Here is a 16277-nt window from a genome sequence, read left to right on the forward strand (position 1 = left end):
AGGCTGTTAAATGTAAAACTTTAAGCGCGCTTTATGCGCCTCTGCAATGTGGTGTCTAGCAGCTTTATCCGCACGCTCGCAGTCGCGTTTGACAATGGCTTCGACTATTTCTTCATGCTCGTCAATGGCAATTTTGCGGCGATCGTCATCGTTTAGTGTTGTACCTGCCAACAACAAAAGCGAAAGCCGCATATGGTCGATTTGCTCAACCAGATAGCGGTTATGGGAGGCTAAGTACAAACGGCGATGGAATTCACGGTTGGTACGTATCAAAAGCTGCGCATCCGCTAAATTTTTCTGGTCGTTTTCTAGCAGTTCTTGCAAAATCTCTATTTCAGCTTCAGAGGCGTGCTGGGCCGCCAGCCGCCCGGCTGTTCCTTCAAGAACTTCACGCAGGAAATATAGTTCGCTAATTTGATTATGATCCAAACTGGGAATGACCATACCCCTGTTTGGCTCATGTACAGCCAGGCCTTGGGCCTCTAGCCGCTTCAACCCCTCACGGATTGGCGTACGACTAACACCAAACCTCTCGGCTAATTCCGCCTCACGCAGTCGGTTACCCGGTTTTAATTCCCGTGTCTCGATTGCTTTTATAAGCATTTTATAAATTTCTGCACCATTAGGAGAATTAACAGACACGGCGCTTAAGACCTCGATTTAATATATGACAAGCGAAAATACTTAGAGGGAGTTTTAAAAAAATTCAAGTAGGAAGAGGACAGTAGCCCTCCTCCATAACTGTTTATGGCTTATGCGCCACCAGCAGGCCATGGGCCATGGAAGCCGGAACCTTCTTTATCTGTACGCTCAAAGCCGTGCTGACCAAAGAAATCGCGCTGACCTTGCACCACATATGCCGCAGTACGAGCCTGGCGGATCATGTCAAAAGAGCCCATTGCAGCCGAAAGACCTGGTGTTGGAATTTCGCTCATAATCGCTTTGCATAAAACGTCACGAAGACCAGGAACCGCATCTTTCATACGCTCGGCAATGGTTGGAGCCAGATAGAGCGAAGAAAGTTCAGGGTTCTGGTCGTACGCACTGGCGATTTCATCTAGGAAACGCGAACGGATGATACAACCGGCACGCCATACGCGGGCGATGTCACCCATTGGCAACTTCCAGCCATACTCTTTCGAGCCGGCGGCCAAAACATCAAAACCTTCAGCATATGCTGCAATTTTACCGGCAATCATGGCCTTTTCGCAGGCGTCAATGCCAACTTGCTTATCGGCAAAGCTCAGCTTGTCAGTTCCCTGAGGGTAAACCTTGGCAATTTCCTGACGCAAAGCACGCCCCGCAGAAATACAACGTGCAGCCACTGCAGCATCAATACCGGTTGCAGGAACGCCCAGCATATGCGCTTCAACAGCTGACCAGCGGCCAGTGCCTTTTTGACCGGCAGTATCCAGAATAACTTCCAGAATTGGCTTACCGCTTTCCTCGTCAATAACATCCATGACATTGGCAGTAATTTCAATCAAGTAAGAAGAGAGCGGGCCTTCGTTCCACTTCTTGAATACACCAGCCTGCTCGGGGATACTCAAGCCGAGGCACTTGCTCATCACCTCGTGAATTTCTGCAATCATCTGCATATCAGCATATTCAATACCGTTATGCAGGGTTTTTACAAAGTGGCCTGCGCCTTCTGGGCCCATCAAACCACAGCAAGGCTCGTCGTTATGCTTTGCAGAGATTGCGGTTAAAATAGGCTCGATACGGGCATAGGCTGTTGGCGAAGCACCGACCATAATTGAAGGTCCGTGACGTGCACCTTCAGCGCCACCGGAAACGCCCATACCAACGAATGTAAACGGCGTATCGGCCAGCTCACGATAACGTCGGTTACTATCGTGAAATGCGCTGTTACCTGCGTCAATCAAGATATCGCCATCGGAAAGGAAAGGTTTTAGCGCAGCAATTTGCTGGTCAACCGGATCACCTGCCATCACCATCATGATAATGGGGCGCGGTGCTTTAATGTTGGCCACCAGTTCTTCAAGCGAGTAACACGCGATAAACTGGTCTTTCAAATGCGCGGCGTTTTCCATGAACGCTTTTGTCTTTTCAGCCGTGCGGTTGAAAACAGCAACTTTGTAGCCGTTTTCAGCAATATTGAGTGCCAAGTTTGCACCCATTACGCCCAGCCCAATAAGGCCAATGTCTGCCTGTGTCATCAATCGTACTCCGCGCTTCACACCTTGCTGGATACGGCTTTGCTGCCGCTATGCCACATCTGCGGCTTTTTAATGAAAATCACCCCGTTGCCATATGGCAAAAACGGGTAAAAGCCAAGCCTTCGCATAACGCTTTTGTAAACGTAGAGACATTTTGCGCATACCAACGCACAAATAAACACTGATAAACGAAGGGCCAAAACAGCAAGCTGGCAATAGGAGCTCGCCAGCTTGTTTTAAAAGTGGTGTTAGTTTTGTGTGGCGGATAAAACTTCACTAGCGGCTTTATCAAGAGCCACTGCACTGGCCCGCAGTTGGTCTGCTTCATCAGGCGCAAGTGTGGGGAATAAGGTAGCTTCAATACCATTAGCACCAACAACACGCGGTACCGAAAGCGCGACATTTTTAACGCCAAGAATTTCACGGCTCACAGTGCTGATACTAATAACGGCATGTTCGTTATTGATTACAGCCTGCACAATACGCGAAAGCCCGCTGCCAATACCAAAGTTTGTAGAGCCTTTACCCTCAATTATTGAATAGGCCGCTCGCCGCACACCGGTGTCAATTCGTGCACGTACTTCATCGGTGATTGGTTTGCCGGTTTGTTCGGCAAATTCAATTAGTGGTGTGTTACCGGCGCGGGCACCAGACCAGACCAAGACTTCACTATCGCCGTGTTCACCAAGCACATCAGCATGTACTGAGCTTGCAGAAATGCCCAGATGAGTTCCCAAAAGGGTTCTAAACCTTGCTGTGTCTAGGATAGTTCCAGAACCAATAACGCGTGATTGTGGTAAGCCGGCAATTTCAGCGGCCACCTTTGTCATAATATCTACCGGATTGGTCGCAACTAATAAAATTGCATTGGGCGCATACCGCAATACCTCGGGAATGATTGAGGCATAAACACCAGCATTTCGCGCCAGCAAATCAATTCGGGTTTCACCAGTTTTTTGGCCAACGCCTGCTGCAATGACCACCACGCGAGCATCTTTCAAATCACTATAGTCACCCGCGCGAACAGTAGTTGGGTTCGAAAACGGTGTTGCGTGGCGAATATCCTCGGCCTGTGCCATCGCCAGCTTCGGGTTATAATCGGTTAGTACAATTTCATGACCAACGCCATTCAGCACCATAGCATAGGCGGCTGTGCTGCCTACTGCACCAACACCAACGACACCAATTTTCATCGGTTAATCCTCCTGGGATTTATAAAGGCTATAACACTTCTTCGAAATGCAAAGATGAGTTTCAAAGAAACGCAATACAAACGCTAAAGCTGCATCTACCAAGATGCCTAGATCGGATAAGGCACCCTACGCAAATATGTTCGATGAGACAAATGCGCACTAACGCGATGATAACAACATGGTTAGGTGAGACGTTTTATTATGCCTTGATATTAAAAACATATATTAACCAATGCCTTTCAAGATATGCATTTATGCGCAGGGACCATGCAAAACCACCTTGGGATAACCTTTACAAACGTTACTAGAGCCGTGATTTTTGACAGATTGGGCAATAAAAAGTGGAACGGCCGCTTTGTTGCTGACGCATTATTTCGCCATCACATCCGGGTTTACTGCAAGGCTGCCCCTCTCTGTCATACACGGCAAAGCGATGTTGGAAGTAGCCAAGTGTGCCATCTGCCTGACTATGATCTTTCAATGAAGAGCCACCCGCTTCGATTGCCTCACTCAAAACCTCGCGAATATGACGGCATAAATCTTGCCTTAGATTTTGTGCTTGAGGATCTTCGCCACAAATAACATTCACCGGATCCATTGGGTTAAGGCCGGTCCGCCAAAGTGCTTCGCAGACATAAATATTGCCCAAACCCGCGATATTCTTTTGATTGAGTAAAGCGGCTTTTAAATTTGTTTTTTTACCCGCAAACAATGTTTGTAAATAATCTGCATTAAGCTCGTTCCCAAGCGGCTCGATGCCAAGGCCTTTGAAAAACTTAGATTCGTAAATCCGCCGTCGGGAAACCAGGTCCATAAAACCGAAACGGCGCGGGTCATTGTAAATAACTTCTGCAACCGTGCCGTCGGTTTGTTGAAGTTCAAAAATCACGTGGTCATGCTGAGGTAATTTGTCGGGGCAGTGAACTGCAGTTGCCACATGTTGTGCTGCCCCATTAATGCGAAAAGAGCCGGACATACCAAGATGCATGACCAAAGCCTCTGAATTGCTCAAGTCCGCCAGCAAGTATTTGGCGCGGCGGGAGAGAGCATTGACATATTGTCCTTTAAGGCGCTGCGCAAAGTCATCAGGAAAGGGGAAACGCAAGTCCGGTCTATTGACCACCACATTAACAATTTGTGCATTTTCAAAAACCGGTGCCAGTCCCCGGCGCACCGTTTCAACTTCGGGTAACTCTGGCATCTTTTATGCTCCCTTAATATCTTTCCCGTGAAATCGTGAAGTTACGAACAACAGACATAGCGCTTTTAATAAACCTGTACTATGTTCGCCTCACAACTGGAGTGTATTGATAAATGGCGCGTGAAACCAACAGTTCATCCCGCAATTCCGTCACTGATGCAGCAGAAATGGCCACCAGTTTTGGCTTCACAACCGTTGCAAAAGGTGAAAAACAGGACTTGGTGGATGATGTTTTCCACAAAGTAGCGGACCGCTATGATTTAATGAACGACTTGATGTCTGGCGGTATGCACCGTGTTTGGAAAAACGCCATGGTATCTTCGCTCAATCCCCCTAAATTGGGAGCAGCAGACTGGGTACACCTGGATGTAGCTGGTGGTACGGGCGATATTGCCACCCGCGTTGTCGAAAAATCCGGCCGCACAATCAATTCGGTTGTCTGCGATATTAATGGTTCCATGCTGGGTGTTGGTAAGGAACGGGCCCAAAAGGCGGGTCTTTCCGAGAATATTGAATTCGTTCAAGGCAATGCCGAGGAACTCCCGTTTCCAGATAAGCATTTCGATGCCTACACAATTGCTTTTGGCATTCGCAATGTACCGCAAATACAAAAAGCATTGGAAGAAGCGCACCGTGTCTTAAAACGTGGTGGCCGATTTATGTGTCTTGAGTTCTCTCAGGTAGATATGCCTGCGCTGGATAAGGTCTACGATCTGTTTTCCTTCCATGCTATTCCTCATATTGGTAAAGTCGTTACCGGCGATGGTGCGCCCTACAGTTATTTGGTGGAATCAATTCGCAAGTTTCCAAATCAAGAGCGCTTTGCGCAGATGATCCGCACCGCTGGTTTCGAACGGGTGACATACCGCAATTACACCGGTGGCATTGCTGCTCTCCACTCTGGCTGGAAAATATAATCTGATATGCTTGCTTCCATCGTGCCATTCTTTCGTTTGATTTATGCAGGCTTTGTGCTTGCGCGTGAAGGTGTGTTTGGGCTCGTTTTCTTGCCTGATTTGCCCGCAGGACCGCGCTTTGCCATTCGAATGGCACGTATGTTGGAGCGCCGCGGCGTTGCTAAAAAAGCCGCTGCTGCAAGGCTTACCGACGCGCTAAATAGGCTCGGTCCCTCCTACATCAAGCTAGGGCAGTTTCTTGCCACTCGGCCTGATGTTGTGGGCAAGGAAGCTGCTTTAGAACTGTCCTCTTTGCAAGATAATGTTCCGGCATTTCCAATGGTGCAATCGGTGAAAACCGTTGAGGAGCAACTGGGCGCAAGCATTGCCGAGCTGTATGTCGAATTTGGCGAACCGGTCGCTGCCGCATCTATTGCGCAAGTTCACCCAGCAGTGATTAAGGATAAACACGGTAAGACACATAAAGTTGCGGTAAAAGTATTGCGCCCGGGCGTCGCCCGCAGATTTACCCGCGATCTACAGTGTTTCTATCTGGCAGCTAAAATTATCGAAAAAATCGATCCCGCTTCGCGCCGTCTGCGCCCTGTTGCGGTGGTGGATACCCTCGCAGCCTCCGTCAAGTTGGAAATGGACTTCCGAATGGAAGCGGCTGCTCTTTCGGAAATGGCGGAAAACACTAAGGACGATGATGATTTTCGTGTGCCAGAGGTCAAATGGCCCCACACGTCTAAATCTGTTCTCACCATGGAATGGATTGATGGTGTCAAGCTCTCTGATATCGAGGGCATAGAAGCAGCTGGCCACAACAAGGAAGAGCTGGGCAATCGCGTCATTCAAAGCTTTTTGCGCCATGCGGTCCGTGATGGCTTTTTCCATGCCGATATGCACCAAGGAAATTTGTTTGTGGAGGCCGATGGTACTCTGGTTGCCGTTGATTTGGGTATAACCGGCCGCTTGTCTTTGGCCGAAAGGCGTTTCCTTGCCGAAATCCTCTACGGTTTCATAACCCGCAATTATCGCCGTGTGGCTGAAGTGCATTTTGAAGCCGGCTACGTGCCTGCCCATCAAGATGTTGAGATTTTCGCACAGGCAATTCGCGCGATTGGTGAGCCGATACATGGGCATGATGCCAGTGAAATCTCAATGGCTCGTCTCTTGACTCAGCTCTTTGAAGTTACCGAGCTGTTTGATATGCACACACAAACACAATTGATCATGCTGCAAAAAAATATGGTCGTTGTGGAAGGGGTCGGTCGTTCTCTCAATCCTAACCTGGACATGTGGCATACCGCCGATACTGTGGTTCGAGGCTGGATCGAGAAAAACCTTGGTCCAATGGGGCGTATATCCGACCTTGCCATGGGCGTTGGTGTACTTGGGCGCATGGCAACCAGCCTGCCACTACTGGCTGAGCGGGCAAGTAAATTGACAGATGAAATGGAGTTAATGATTCAAAACGGGTTACGTTTTGATGAGCAAACAACACAAGCTATTGGTAGGGCAGAAGGGCGGCACACACGCTCTGGTCGTATTGCCCTTTGGCTCATTGCTCTTTCGCTCGGTTCAATAGCATTGCAGTTATATATGTAAAGCATAAGTATAATTCGCAGCTGTATTAAACGCTCACCCACAGGAAATTTTATTCCTGTGGTTTGCATACTTCAAAAGTAACAGGCTGAGAAATAGTTCTATTTGGCTCCTATGGATTTTACGAAATATCTCACGCTAGTAAAAAGCATCGCAAATATATTTACGAATTAATTAAAAATGATCATAATGGTGGCGCAATTTAAATTAATGTTGTCACCGTACAGATGAATTTCTTATTTTATATAATAACTTGCTCTTATGTTTAAAATTTTAATTTAATTGAATTCATCTGTACTGTTTTTATTGGGTAGTCAGTTTATCCGGCTACCGTGTGGTGTTTAACACCCGAAACAAGCGGAGAGTATAACGTGTCTGAACGTTCGGAACCTGGAACACGTGAGCGATTGTTAGAAAGTGCCGAAAAACTACTTTCTCAATTTGGACTTTCCGGTACATCAGTTCGCATGATTACCGAAAAAGCTGGGGCTAATGTAGCTGCTGTTAATTACCATTTCGGCTCAAAAGAAGATTTGGTCCGTGCTGTTTTAATGGGGCATTTACGCGAATTAGACGACATGCGTATGCAACGTATGGATGCCTTGGAAGCTGGTGGACGTAAGCCTGATGTAGAAGAAATTTGCAGGGCTTTTGTGGAACCTATGGTGGTGCATGGCATATCAAGAGAGACGGGCGACCTTGTTCCTTTTGTGGTGCTAATAAGACAAATTTTTTCAGATCCTGAAATGGGGCAAAAGATCTTGGCAGGCTGGGAACCTTCTCCTGTTCTGGTGCGCCTTACAAATTCACTTGTTGAAGCGATGGGAGTCACCCCTTTATCTTCACAACAGTCACATTTACTCGTTATGCTTATGCACAGTGCTACGCTGGAAGCGATTTACGTTATGACCGGTGCAAAACTTATGCATCCGGCAGATAATGAAGAGCAAGAACAGCTTCTTGATAAAAGTATTGAATATATTGCAGGGGGAGTACGTTCTTTCCTATCAGGGCCACAGCTCAAAGTTGCTTAAGTACGTAGGCTTGCAAATCACAGCAAATAGTAAGCGGGAAGGCTTTCTTCTCGCTTATGGCAAACCCTCTCTTCCTTTTTCCATTATTTTTCCAAAGAAAACCCTTTAAAGACCCATTGAAGGAAGTTATTGCTTAAATCTTATGGCGATATATTGCCTTCAGGTCTTGCAGGGTCGAAACCCCACACTTATATAGCAATAAAACTGACGCTGCTTTTCAGTTAAAGCGGCGGATTCTCAGTGTATATGGGGACCGGTAATTCTATTCCGAATGCCTTATGGGTTCGGTCGGTCTGCCGAAAGGAGAAAGTAAAAATGGCAAAAGTCATCGGTATCGATCTCGGTACAACGAATTCCTGTGTGTCCGTCATGGACGGCAAAGACGCAAAAGTTATTGAAAACGCTGAAGGCGCGCGCACTACCCCTTCAATGGTTGCTTTTTCTGACGACGGTGAAAAACTGGTTGGTCAACCTGCAAAACGCCAAGCAGTTACCAACCCAACAGATACTCTATTTGCAGTAAAGCGCCTTATTGGTCGCCGTTTTGACGACCCAACAGTTGCCAAAGACAAAAAGCTGGTTCCCTACGAAATCGTTAAGGCTGAAAACGGTGATGCATGGGTTGCGGCTGAAGGTGAAAAATACTCCCCTTCCCAAATCTCAGCTTTCATTTTGCAAAAAATGAAAGAAACAGCTGAGAGCTACCTTGGCGAAACAGTTTCTCAAGCTGTTATTACAGTTCCAGCTTACTTCAACGATGCTCAGCGTCAGGCAACAAAAGATGCCGGTAAAATCGCTGGTCTTGAAGTTCTGCGCATCATCAACGAACCTACCGCAGCTGCCCTTGCATACGGCATGGACAAAAACGACGGTAAAACAATTGCTGTTTACGACCTTGGTGGTGGTACATTCGACGTTTCCGTCCTTGAAATTGGTGATGGTGTATTCGAAGTTAAGTCCACCAACGGTGACACCTTCTTGGGTGGTGAAGACTTCGATATGCGCTTGGTTGATTACTTGGCTGATGAATTCAAAAAAGACCAAGGCATTGATTTGAAAAACGACAAACTGGCACTTCAGCGCCTGAAAGAGGCAGCAGAAAAAGCCAAGATCGAATTGTCATCTGCATCGCAAACCGAAATCAACCTGCCGTTTATCACAGCAGATGCTTCTGGTCCAAAACACCTGACCTTGAAGCTGACCCGCGCGAAATTCGAGCAGCTTGTGGATGATCTGGTACAGCGTACCGTTGCACCAATGAAAGCAGCTTTGAAAGACGCTGGCCTTGCTGCTGGTGAAATCGACGAAGTTGTGCTGGTGGGTGGTATGACCCGCATGCCGAAAGTTCAAGAAGTTGTAAAACAGTTCTTCGGTAAAGAGCCACACAAAGGCGTAAACCCGGATGAAGTTGTTGCCATGGGTGCCGCAATTCAAGCGGGTGTGCTGCAAGGCGACGTGAAAGACGTTCTCCTGCTCGACGTGACCCCACTTTCCTTGGGTATCGAAACTTTGGGCGGTGTGTTCACACGTTTGATCGATCGCAACACCACGATCCCGACCAAAAAGTCTCAGGTCTTCTCGACTGCTGAAGACAACCAGACAGCTGTAACCATCCGTGTTTTCCAAGGCGAGCGCGAAATGGCTGCAGACAACAAGGTTCTCGGCCAGTTTGACTTGGTTGGTATTCCACCAGCACCACGTGGTGTGCCACAGGTTGAGGTGACTTTTGATATCGACGCCAACGGTATTGTGAACGTATCTGCAAAAGATAAGGGCACAGGCAAAGAGCAGCAAATTCGCATTCAGGCTTCTGGCGGTCTGTCCGATTCTGACATCGAACAGATGGTAAAAGACGCCGAGTCTCACGCTGAAGAAGATAAGAAGCGTAAAGAGCTGGTTGAAGCCAAGAACCAAGGTGAAGCGCTGCATCACTCTACTGAAAAGTCACTGAAAGACTACGGTGACAAAGTGGGTGATGAAGAAAAAGCTGCAATCGAAGCTGCAATGGTTGCGCTCAAAACAGCGCTTGAAGGTGAAAGTCTTGAAGATATTCAAGAGAAAACCCAGGCACTGGCTGAAGTTTCAATGAAACTTGGCGAAGCCATGTACCAAGCATCGCAAGCAGAAGAAGGCGAAGAAGCGGATGCCGACGAGCCTAAACCTGTAGATGATGTTGTTGATGCAGACTTCGAAGAAGTTAAAGACGACAAGAAGTAATTGATGATAGGGCGCATGATGCGCCCTATTTGCATCGAGTTACGGCTTCGTTTCGCTGTATATTTCTTAAACGCCGGAATCGCATATCAAGCATTACTGCAAAGATCTGTGATGCCGGCGTTTATACGCAAGTGATACGAGCAACTATATGTACTACGGCAACTAACCCGTAATCAGACGTTAAATGAGACGGCAAGCGACCCATTATTTCGTGGCGTTATTCTAAAACGATGAGTGGCGACACAAAAATGGTGCAAGTAAACAACGTATCTATGGTTAGATGTTGAATTAAAAGCGTAATTCATTACGCAATGCCGTTTCACCGCTGGAGCGAATTATAGAATGTCTAAACGCGACTATTATGAAGTGCTGGGGGTAGCGCGGGAGGTCGATGACAAGGCGCTTAAAAGTGCCTATCGTAAAATGGCGATGAAGTACCACCCTGACCGCAATCCGGGTGATGACGAAGCCGAAGCCATGTTTAAGGAAGCTAACGAAGCTTACGATACGCTAAAAGACCCGCAAAAAAGAGCGGCCTACGACCGGTATGGTCATGCAGCTTTTGAAAATGGCGGCGGTTTTGGTGGCGGTCCACAAGGCCACGATTTCGCTTCTGCGATGTCCGACATTTTTGATGAGTTCTTTGGTGGTGGTTCGGGTCGCCGCTCATCTGGTCGTGAAAGAGGCGCAGACCTTAGATATAACCTCGAAATTTCTCTTGAAGAGGCTTATGAAGGCAAATCAGTAGAAATTGAGGTGCCAACGACAGTCTCTTGTGAGCCTTGCTCAGGTAGTGGCGCAAAAAAAGGTACTCAGCCAACCACTTGTCCAACCTGTGGCGGTGCTGGGCGCGTAAGAGCGGCACAGGGCTTCTTTACAATGGAGCGCGCTTGTCCAACCTGTCAGGGGCGCGGGGAAATAATTACGGACCCCTGCGAGAAGTGTGGTGGTACAGGGCGAACGACCAAAGAGCGCACACTTTCGGTCAATATCCCCTCAGGTATTGAAGATGGTACCCGTATAAGGCTAGGTGGTGAGGGTGAGGCTGGCTTACGTGGCGGGCCTGCTGGCGATTTATATATCTTCCTTTCCATTCGCCCGCACGAATTTTTCCAGCGTGATGGAGCGGACGTTTTTTGCCGTGTACCAATTTCAATGACCACGGCAGCACTGGGTGGCCAGTTTGAAGTTCCAAGTCTTGATGGTGCAACTGCTCGGGTAAAAGTTCCAGAGAGTACGCAAACTGGCAAGCAATTCCGCCTAAAAGGTAAGGGAATGCCTGTCATGCGCTCATCTCAAAACGGCGACATGTATATTCAGGTTGTTGTTGAGACACCAACGAAGCTCACGAAACGCCAACGCGAGCTGTTAACGGAGTTCGAGCAGGAATCTTCAGGTGAAAATCATCCAGAATCGACAGGCTTCTTTGCCAGAGCAAAAGAGTTTCTGGACAACTTGAAAACTTAAGTCTTTAATCCAATCTGAGTGGTAGGTAATATCTTTGTATTACTTATCACTCTTGTTGGAGTATAGAATGTTTTCAGGCGTTAATTTACGAACAAACCAGATAATTAAAAAATTTGTCGATGAATTGAGGTTCAGCCGGGCTTGGTTCCAAAACCCCTTAAAAACCGGAGCGGTAACACCTTCTGGACCAGATCTGGCGCATAAAATAGCCAGCTATATTCCTATCTGTCCGCAAACAAAAATGCAAACTCGGGTTTTAGAGCTTGGGCCGGGCACGGGCCCAGTAACCGAAGCGCTAATAGAGCGTGGTATAGAGCAACAAAACCTTACCTTGCTTGAGTACAGTCCGACTTTTTTGAAAAATCTACGAAAACGTTACCCGGATGCAGATGTTGTTCATGGTGATGCTTTTCATTTAAAAACCTCTCTCCCGGCTATTAAACAAGGATCTCTGGATGCAGTTGTTTCTTGTCTTCCACTATTGTCGCAACCAACAGAGCGCAGGTTGTCGTGCTTGTTTCAAGCCTTCGAACTTTTAAAACCGGGGGCACCATTTATTCAATTTTCGTATTCTTTATCATCGCCAATTGCAAGAAACTCTAAGGCGTTTACAACTAAGCACAGTAGTTGGATTATGCGTAACTTCCCCCCTGCCCGTGTTTGGATCTACACGAAAACCGAAAACACATAATTAGCAGAAAACATGCACGAATAGTCAATCAGGCTGGTACTTTCAGTGTACCAATGAGGAGGAACGAATAAAATGCCACCACGTATTATGGTAATTTCTGGCTCAAAGCGGTCTGGTTCTCAAAATATGAAACTGGCAGCTTTAGCGTCCTCCTATTTTTCTCGGCTTGGGGCTGATGTCTCGCTGATCAATCTGAGCGATTTTCCAATGCCGATATATGATGGTGACTTGGAAATGGAAAAAGGCGTGCCTGAACATGCTTTGAAGTTGCGGGCATTTATGCTGCAGCAACAAGGAGTATTTATTACATCGCCAGAATACAACGCCTCCATATCTCCGTTACTCAAAAACACGCTGGATTGGATGAGCCGTGAGAAAAGCGATGGGCGCTCACCGTTTCAAAATAGGGTTTTCGCGCTCGGAGCGGCTTCACCAGGTGGGCTGGGAGGCATTCGTGGCCTTATGCACCTACGAAACCTAATGGAAGTTGGGCTTGGTGCTACAGTTATTCCAGAAATGATAGCGCTTGGTAACGCCGGAAGTGCTTATGATGAAGATGGCAACTTGCAAGATGATGCACTAAAAACGAGGCTCCAGGCCCTTGCTAAGCGTTTGGTGCGAGAAGCGGGCTTCATAGAACTATAAACTTGTCAGCACATAGTTATAAACAAGGCCTTGGCAATCTCATTGAGAGACCCTAAATATCGGAGGTTGCTAAACTTGAAGATATAATCACCAGCGATGGCAGGAATACAAATGAGCGAGCATAAAGACCCCAGCAAATGGTATGGCACTACAATCTTGTCAGTGAGAAAAGGCGGGAAGGTCGTTATTGCTGGTGATGGCCAGGTGTCACTGGGCCAAACAGTTATTAAGGGAACAGCCCGCAAAGTCCGCCCGCTAGCAAAGGGTAAAGTTATCGCAGGTTTTGCTGGTGCTACGGCAGATGCATTCACTTTGTTTGAGCGCTTGGAAGCGAAGCTTGAAGCGCATCCCGACCAGCTAATGCGCGCCTGCGTGGAGTTGGCAAAAGACTGGCGAACCGACCGCTATCTACGTCGCTTGGAAGCAATGATGCTGGTCGCAGATGCCAAAGTTTCACTCATTCTCACCGGTACAGGCGATGTACTGGAGCCTGAAAATGGCATTATGGCAATCGGCTCAGGTGGGAACTATGCACTGGCAGCTGCGCGTGCACTGGCTGATAGCGATTTAGATGCAGAAGCCATTTGCCGTAAATCCATGGAAATTGCCGCAGAAATTTGCGTATACACCAACAATAACCTAACTGTTGAGAGCCTGGATGATAACGCTTGAGCGCCTATATGCTGCTGCTGACGAAAAGCTCATTTCTAAGCAGCAGGCAGACGCACTATTCAATTTTTTAAATACTACGACGGATAGTAGACCGGCAGCGCAAATGAGCGAAGCCGATCGCGAAAATACCCGCTTTATTCGCGGGTTCCACGATATTTTTATCTCGATGGGACTCCTTTTTTTCTTTATAGGGGCAGTAGTCGCATTCGCGACACTCACAGACAAAAATACTGCCCTTCAAGCGGTCTGTTATGCTGTCCTCTCAATAGCATTATGGTTGCTTGCAGAGTATTTTACAAAACGGCAAAGGCTCATTTTGCCATCCATACTGCTTGCAATCATGTCTTATATAAGTTTTTCTATTCTGGGCTTGCTATTGATCGCCAATGCAAAGGCAATCAAGTTCAGCGAGGCGTTTTTTCAGCTATCTTCGACGGATGAAAAAGGTCTCTTTGTTGTTATGGCGCTCATAGTTGGCGGTATCTTATATGGCTACCACTTAAGATTTAAGCTACCAATCATCCTTGCATTAATGGCAGGACACCTAATCCTTACAATACTATTGATAATGTCAGCAGTTGGTTTTGATGCCTTTAGTTATTTAAATATTTTATCCGTTCTTTCAGGGATTTGCGTCTTTGCTGCTGCTATTTTTTATGATTCAAAAGATACTGAAAGAGTAACGTTGAACTCAGACCGTGCTTTTTGGCTCCACTTACTGGCGGCCCCCTTATTGGTACATGGTCTCATCGCCATAATTAGAGATAATTATGATTGGGAGTGCCCTTTGGTTGTTTCTCTCATGATTATTGCTGTACTGGGTGTTGTCGCGCTTATTCTGGATCGCAGGGCCATGCTTGCTGCTGCTCTAGGTTATGTGGGAGTCTCCATCGGTGTTCTATTAAATTATTTGGATCTAAGCGGTGGTAATATATTCGCCTTATCATTAGGAATCCTCGGCGTTTTTGTACTCTCCCTCGGCGCTGGTTGGGTGCCTTTGCGTACATTTGTCATGAAACCATTTCAAAATACAAAATTGGCACAATTGGTGCCTGCTGTGAATACAAATCAGAAAGCAGAACAATGACGAACTTTTCACCGCGTGAGATCGTTTCAGAACTGGATCGCTACATCATCGGCCAAAATGATGCCAAAAGGGCTGTAGCTATTGCGTTGCGTAACAGGTGGCGGCGTCAACAGCTGAATGATGATTTACGCGAGGAAGTCCTGCCGAAAAACATCTTGATGATTGGTCCGACAGGCGTTGGTAAAACCGAAATCTCTCGCCGTCTGGCTAAGCTTGCAAATGCGCCCTTCACCAAGGTGGAGGCAACCAAGTTTACCGAGGTAGGCTATGTGGGGCGTGATGTAGAGCAAATCGTACGCGATCTCGTTGAAACCGGCATCACATTGGTGCGTGAAAAAGCCCGCAAGGAAGTAGAAGCCAAAGCCCATGTGATGGCAGAGGAGCGCGTACTTGATGCCTTGGTGGGCGAAAATGCCAGTGAGGCGACGCGTGATACCTTCCGCAAAAAACTGCGGGAAGGCGAGTTGGACGAGCGCGAAATTGAAATAAAAGTTCAAGCCCCGGCGCAAATGCCTTCCATGGATATACCGGGTATGCCTGGCGGTAGCATTGGAGTTATGAACCTCTCCGATATGCTAGGCAAAGCTTTTGGCAATCAGACTAAATCCAAGCGGACATCGGTTTCTGAAAGTCATCGGATTTTACTTGCTGAAGAATCCGACAAGCTGCTTGACGAAGAGCAGGTTGTACAAGAAGCTATTGAGCTGGTCGAGAATGCCGGTATTGTGTTTCTTGATGAAATTGACAAGATTTGTGCACGCGATGGCCGCCATGGTGGAGAGGTTTCGCGCGAAGGTGTGCAGCGTGATTTACTGCCGTTGATTGAAGGCACAGTGGTAACAACCAAGCATGGACCGGTAAAAACCGATCATATCCTGTTTATTGCATCAGGTGCTTTTCATGTGGCAAAACCTTCGGATCTGCTACCAGAGTTACAAGGGCGCTTGCCAATTCGCGTCGAGCTACGCGCACTGACTAAGGATGATTTCCGCTCGATCCTGCAAGATACCGAGGTCAGCTTGATCAAGCAATATGTTGCATTAATGGCAACCGAGCAGGTTGAACTGGAATTCACCGATGATGCGATAGATGAAATTGCAACAATATCGGTAGATCTCAACGCAAATATAGAAAATATCGGAGCAAGACGTCTGCAAACCGTTATGGAACGGGTTTTGGATGATATTTCATTCACGGCACCTGATAGTAGCGGTGAAAAACTGGTTATTGATGCCGAATATGTTCGTAAGAACATCGGAGAATTGGCCAAGAATGTCGATCTATCGCAATTTATTCTCTAAATTGCGTTATATTTTTGCACACATTGGTTGCGCAAGAACACGGTATAGCATCTCTTGGGGCTTGCCGTGTTCTGTAGTTAATGGC

Annotated in this window: 14 protein-coding genes; 10 read left to right on the top strand and 4 right to left on the bottom strand. The window is 47.2% G+C overall.

Annotated features, from left to right (window positions below; genetic code table 11):
- Positions 1–6: 6 nt before the first annotated feature.
- The 4 genes from AYK67_RS08060 to mutM form a co-directional block, all read right to left on the bottom strand.
- Positions 7–642, bottom strand: a complete 636-nt coding sequence (locus tag AYK67_RS08060; protein ID WP_082735709.1) for a GntR family transcriptional regulator — start codon at positions 640–642, stop codon at positions 7–9.
- Positions 643–752: 110 nt separating this feature from the next.
- Positions 753–2180, bottom strand: coding sequence for an NADP-dependent phosphogluconate dehydrogenase (gene gndA / locus AYK67_RS08065; protein WP_068084696.1), 1428 nt, complete (start codon positions 2178–2180; stop codon positions 753–755).
- 248 nt (positions 2181–2428) lie between these two features.
- Positions 2429–3373, bottom strand: a complete 945-nt coding sequence (locus tag AYK67_RS08070) for an L-lactate dehydrogenase (protein ID WP_068084699.1) — start codon at positions 3371–3373, stop codon at positions 2429–2431.
- A gap of 304 nt (positions 3374–3677) precedes the next feature.
- A complete protein-coding gene (gene mutM, locus AYK67_RS08075) occupies positions 3678–4574 on the bottom strand; it encodes a bifunctional DNA-formamidopyrimidine glycosylase/DNA-(apurinic or apyrimidinic site) lyase (RefSeq protein ID WP_068084701.1) in 897 nt (298 codons plus the stop codon).
- 113 nt (positions 4575–4687) lie between these two features.
- On the opposite strand from mutM, the gene ubiE reads away from it, so the two are divergent.
- The 10 genes from ubiE (at position 4688) to hslU (ending at position 16192) form a co-directional block, all read left to right on the top strand.
- The gene (ubiE, locus tag AYK67_RS08080) at positions 4688–5491 is read left to right on the top strand and encodes a bifunctional demethylmenaquinone methyltransferase/2-methoxy-6-polyprenyl-1,4-benzoquinol methylase UbiE (RefSeq protein WP_068084704.1); all 804 of its coding nucleotides are present in this window, start codon (positions 4688–4690) and stop codon (positions 5489–5491) included.
- Between the two features lie 6 nt (positions 5492–5497).
- Positions 5498–7081 (top strand): 2-polyprenylphenol 6-hydroxylase, encoded by a 1584-nt coding sequence (gene ubiB / locus AYK67_RS08085; protein WP_068084707.1) that lies wholly within the window; start codon positions 5498–5500, stop codon positions 7079–7081.
- A gap of 368 nt (positions 7082–7449) precedes the next feature.
- A complete protein-coding gene (locus tag AYK67_RS08090; protein WP_068084709.1) occupies positions 7450–8112 on the top strand; it encodes a TetR/AcrR family transcriptional regulator in 663 nt (220 codons plus the stop codon).
- Positions 8113–8427: 315 nt separating this feature from the next.
- On the top strand, positions 8428–10329 hold the full coding sequence (gene dnaK / locus AYK67_RS08095) for a molecular chaperone DnaK (RefSeq protein ID WP_068084710.1): 1902 nt from the start codon (positions 8428–8430) through the stop codon (positions 10327–10329).
- A gap of 342 nt (positions 10330–10671) precedes the next feature.
- A complete protein-coding gene (dnaJ, locus tag AYK67_RS08100) occupies positions 10672–11796 on the top strand; it encodes a molecular chaperone DnaJ (protein ID WP_068084711.1) in 1125 nt (374 codons plus the stop codon).
- A 67-nt stretch (positions 11797–11863) separates the two neighbouring features.
- Positions 11864–12487, top strand: coding sequence for a class I SAM-dependent methyltransferase (locus AYK67_RS08105; protein WP_068084713.1), 624 nt, complete (start codon positions 11864–11866; stop codon positions 12485–12487).
- 72 nt (positions 12488–12559) lie between these two features.
- Positions 12560–13132, top strand: a complete 573-nt coding sequence (locus AYK67_RS08110; RefSeq protein WP_068084714.1) for an NADPH-dependent FMN reductase — start codon at positions 12560–12562, stop codon at positions 13130–13132.
- A 111-nt stretch (positions 13133–13243) separates the two neighbouring features.
- Positions 13244–13804, top strand: a complete 561-nt coding sequence (hslV, locus tag AYK67_RS08115; RefSeq protein ID WP_068084718.1) for an ATP-dependent protease subunit HslV — start codon at positions 13244–13246, stop codon at positions 13802–13804.
- Positions 13791–14891, top strand: a complete 1101-nt coding sequence (locus tag AYK67_RS08120; RefSeq protein WP_068084723.1) for a hypothetical protein — start codon at positions 13791–13793, stop codon at positions 14889–14891. Before hslV ends, AYK67_RS08120 begins: the two co-directional genes overlap by 14 nt.
- The gene (hslU, locus tag AYK67_RS08125) at positions 14888–16192 is read left to right on the top strand and encodes an ATP-dependent protease ATPase subunit HslU (RefSeq protein WP_068084725.1); all 1305 of its coding nucleotides are present in this window, start codon (positions 14888–14890) and stop codon (positions 16190–16192) included. The genes AYK67_RS08120 and hslU overlap by 4 nt, the downstream gene beginning before the upstream one ends.
- Positions 16193–16277 lie beyond the last annotated feature (85 nt).

Origin of the sequence: Polycladidibacter stylochi, assembly GCF_001562055.1 — a bacterium.
Taxonomy (GTDB): domain Bacteria; phylum Pseudomonadota; class Alphaproteobacteria; order Rhizobiales; family Stappiaceae; genus Pseudovibrio; species Pseudovibrio stylochi.

What these genes read in the sequence shown, in the direction of transcription:
- gndA (WP_068084696.1), bottom strand. Translation starts at nt 2,180, where the DNA reads ATGACACAGGCAGACATTGGCCTTATTGGGCTGGGCGTAATGGGTGCA.
- AYK67_RS08070 (WP_068084699.1), bottom strand. Translation starts at nt 3,373, where the DNA reads ATGAAAATTGGTGTCGTTGGTGTTGGTGCAGTAGGCAGCACAGCCGCC.
- mutM (WP_068084701.1), bottom strand. Translation starts at nt 4,574, where the DNA reads ATGCCAGAGTTACCCGAAGTTGAAACGGTGCGCCGGGGACTGGCACCG.
- ubiE (WP_068084704.1), top strand. Translation starts at nt 4,688, where the DNA reads ATGGCGCGTGAAACCAACAGTTCATCCCGCAATTCCGTCACTGATGCA.
- ubiB (WP_068084707.1), top strand. Translation starts at nt 5,498, where the DNA reads ATGCTTGCTTCCATCGTGCCATTCTTTCGTTTGATTTATGCAGGCTTT.
- dnaK (WP_068084710.1), top strand. Translation starts at nt 8,428, where the DNA reads ATGGCAAAAGTCATCGGTATCGATCTCGGTACAACGAATTCCTGTGTG.
- dnaJ (WP_068084711.1), top strand. Translation starts at nt 10,672, where the DNA reads ATGTCTAAACGCGACTATTATGAAGTGCTGGGGGTAGCGCGGGAGGTC.
- AYK67_RS08105 (WP_068084713.1), top strand. Translation starts at nt 11,864, where the DNA reads ATGTTTTCAGGCGTTAATTTACGAACAAACCAGATAATTAAAAAATTT.
- AYK67_RS08110 (WP_068084714.1), top strand. Translation starts at nt 12,560, where the DNA reads ATGCCACCACGTATTATGGTAATTTCTGGCTCAAAGCGGTCTGGTTCT.
- hslV (WP_068084718.1), top strand. Translation starts at nt 13,244, where the DNA reads ATGAGCGAGCATAAAGACCCCAGCAAATGGTATGGCACTACAATCTTG.
- AYK67_RS08120 (WP_068084723.1), top strand. Translation starts at nt 13,791, where the DNA reads ATGATAACGCTTGAGCGCCTATATGCTGCTGCTGACGAAAAGCTCATT.
- hslU (WP_068084725.1), top strand. Translation starts at nt 14,888, where the DNA reads ATGACGAACTTTTCACCGCGTGAGATCGTTTCAGAACTGGATCGCTAC.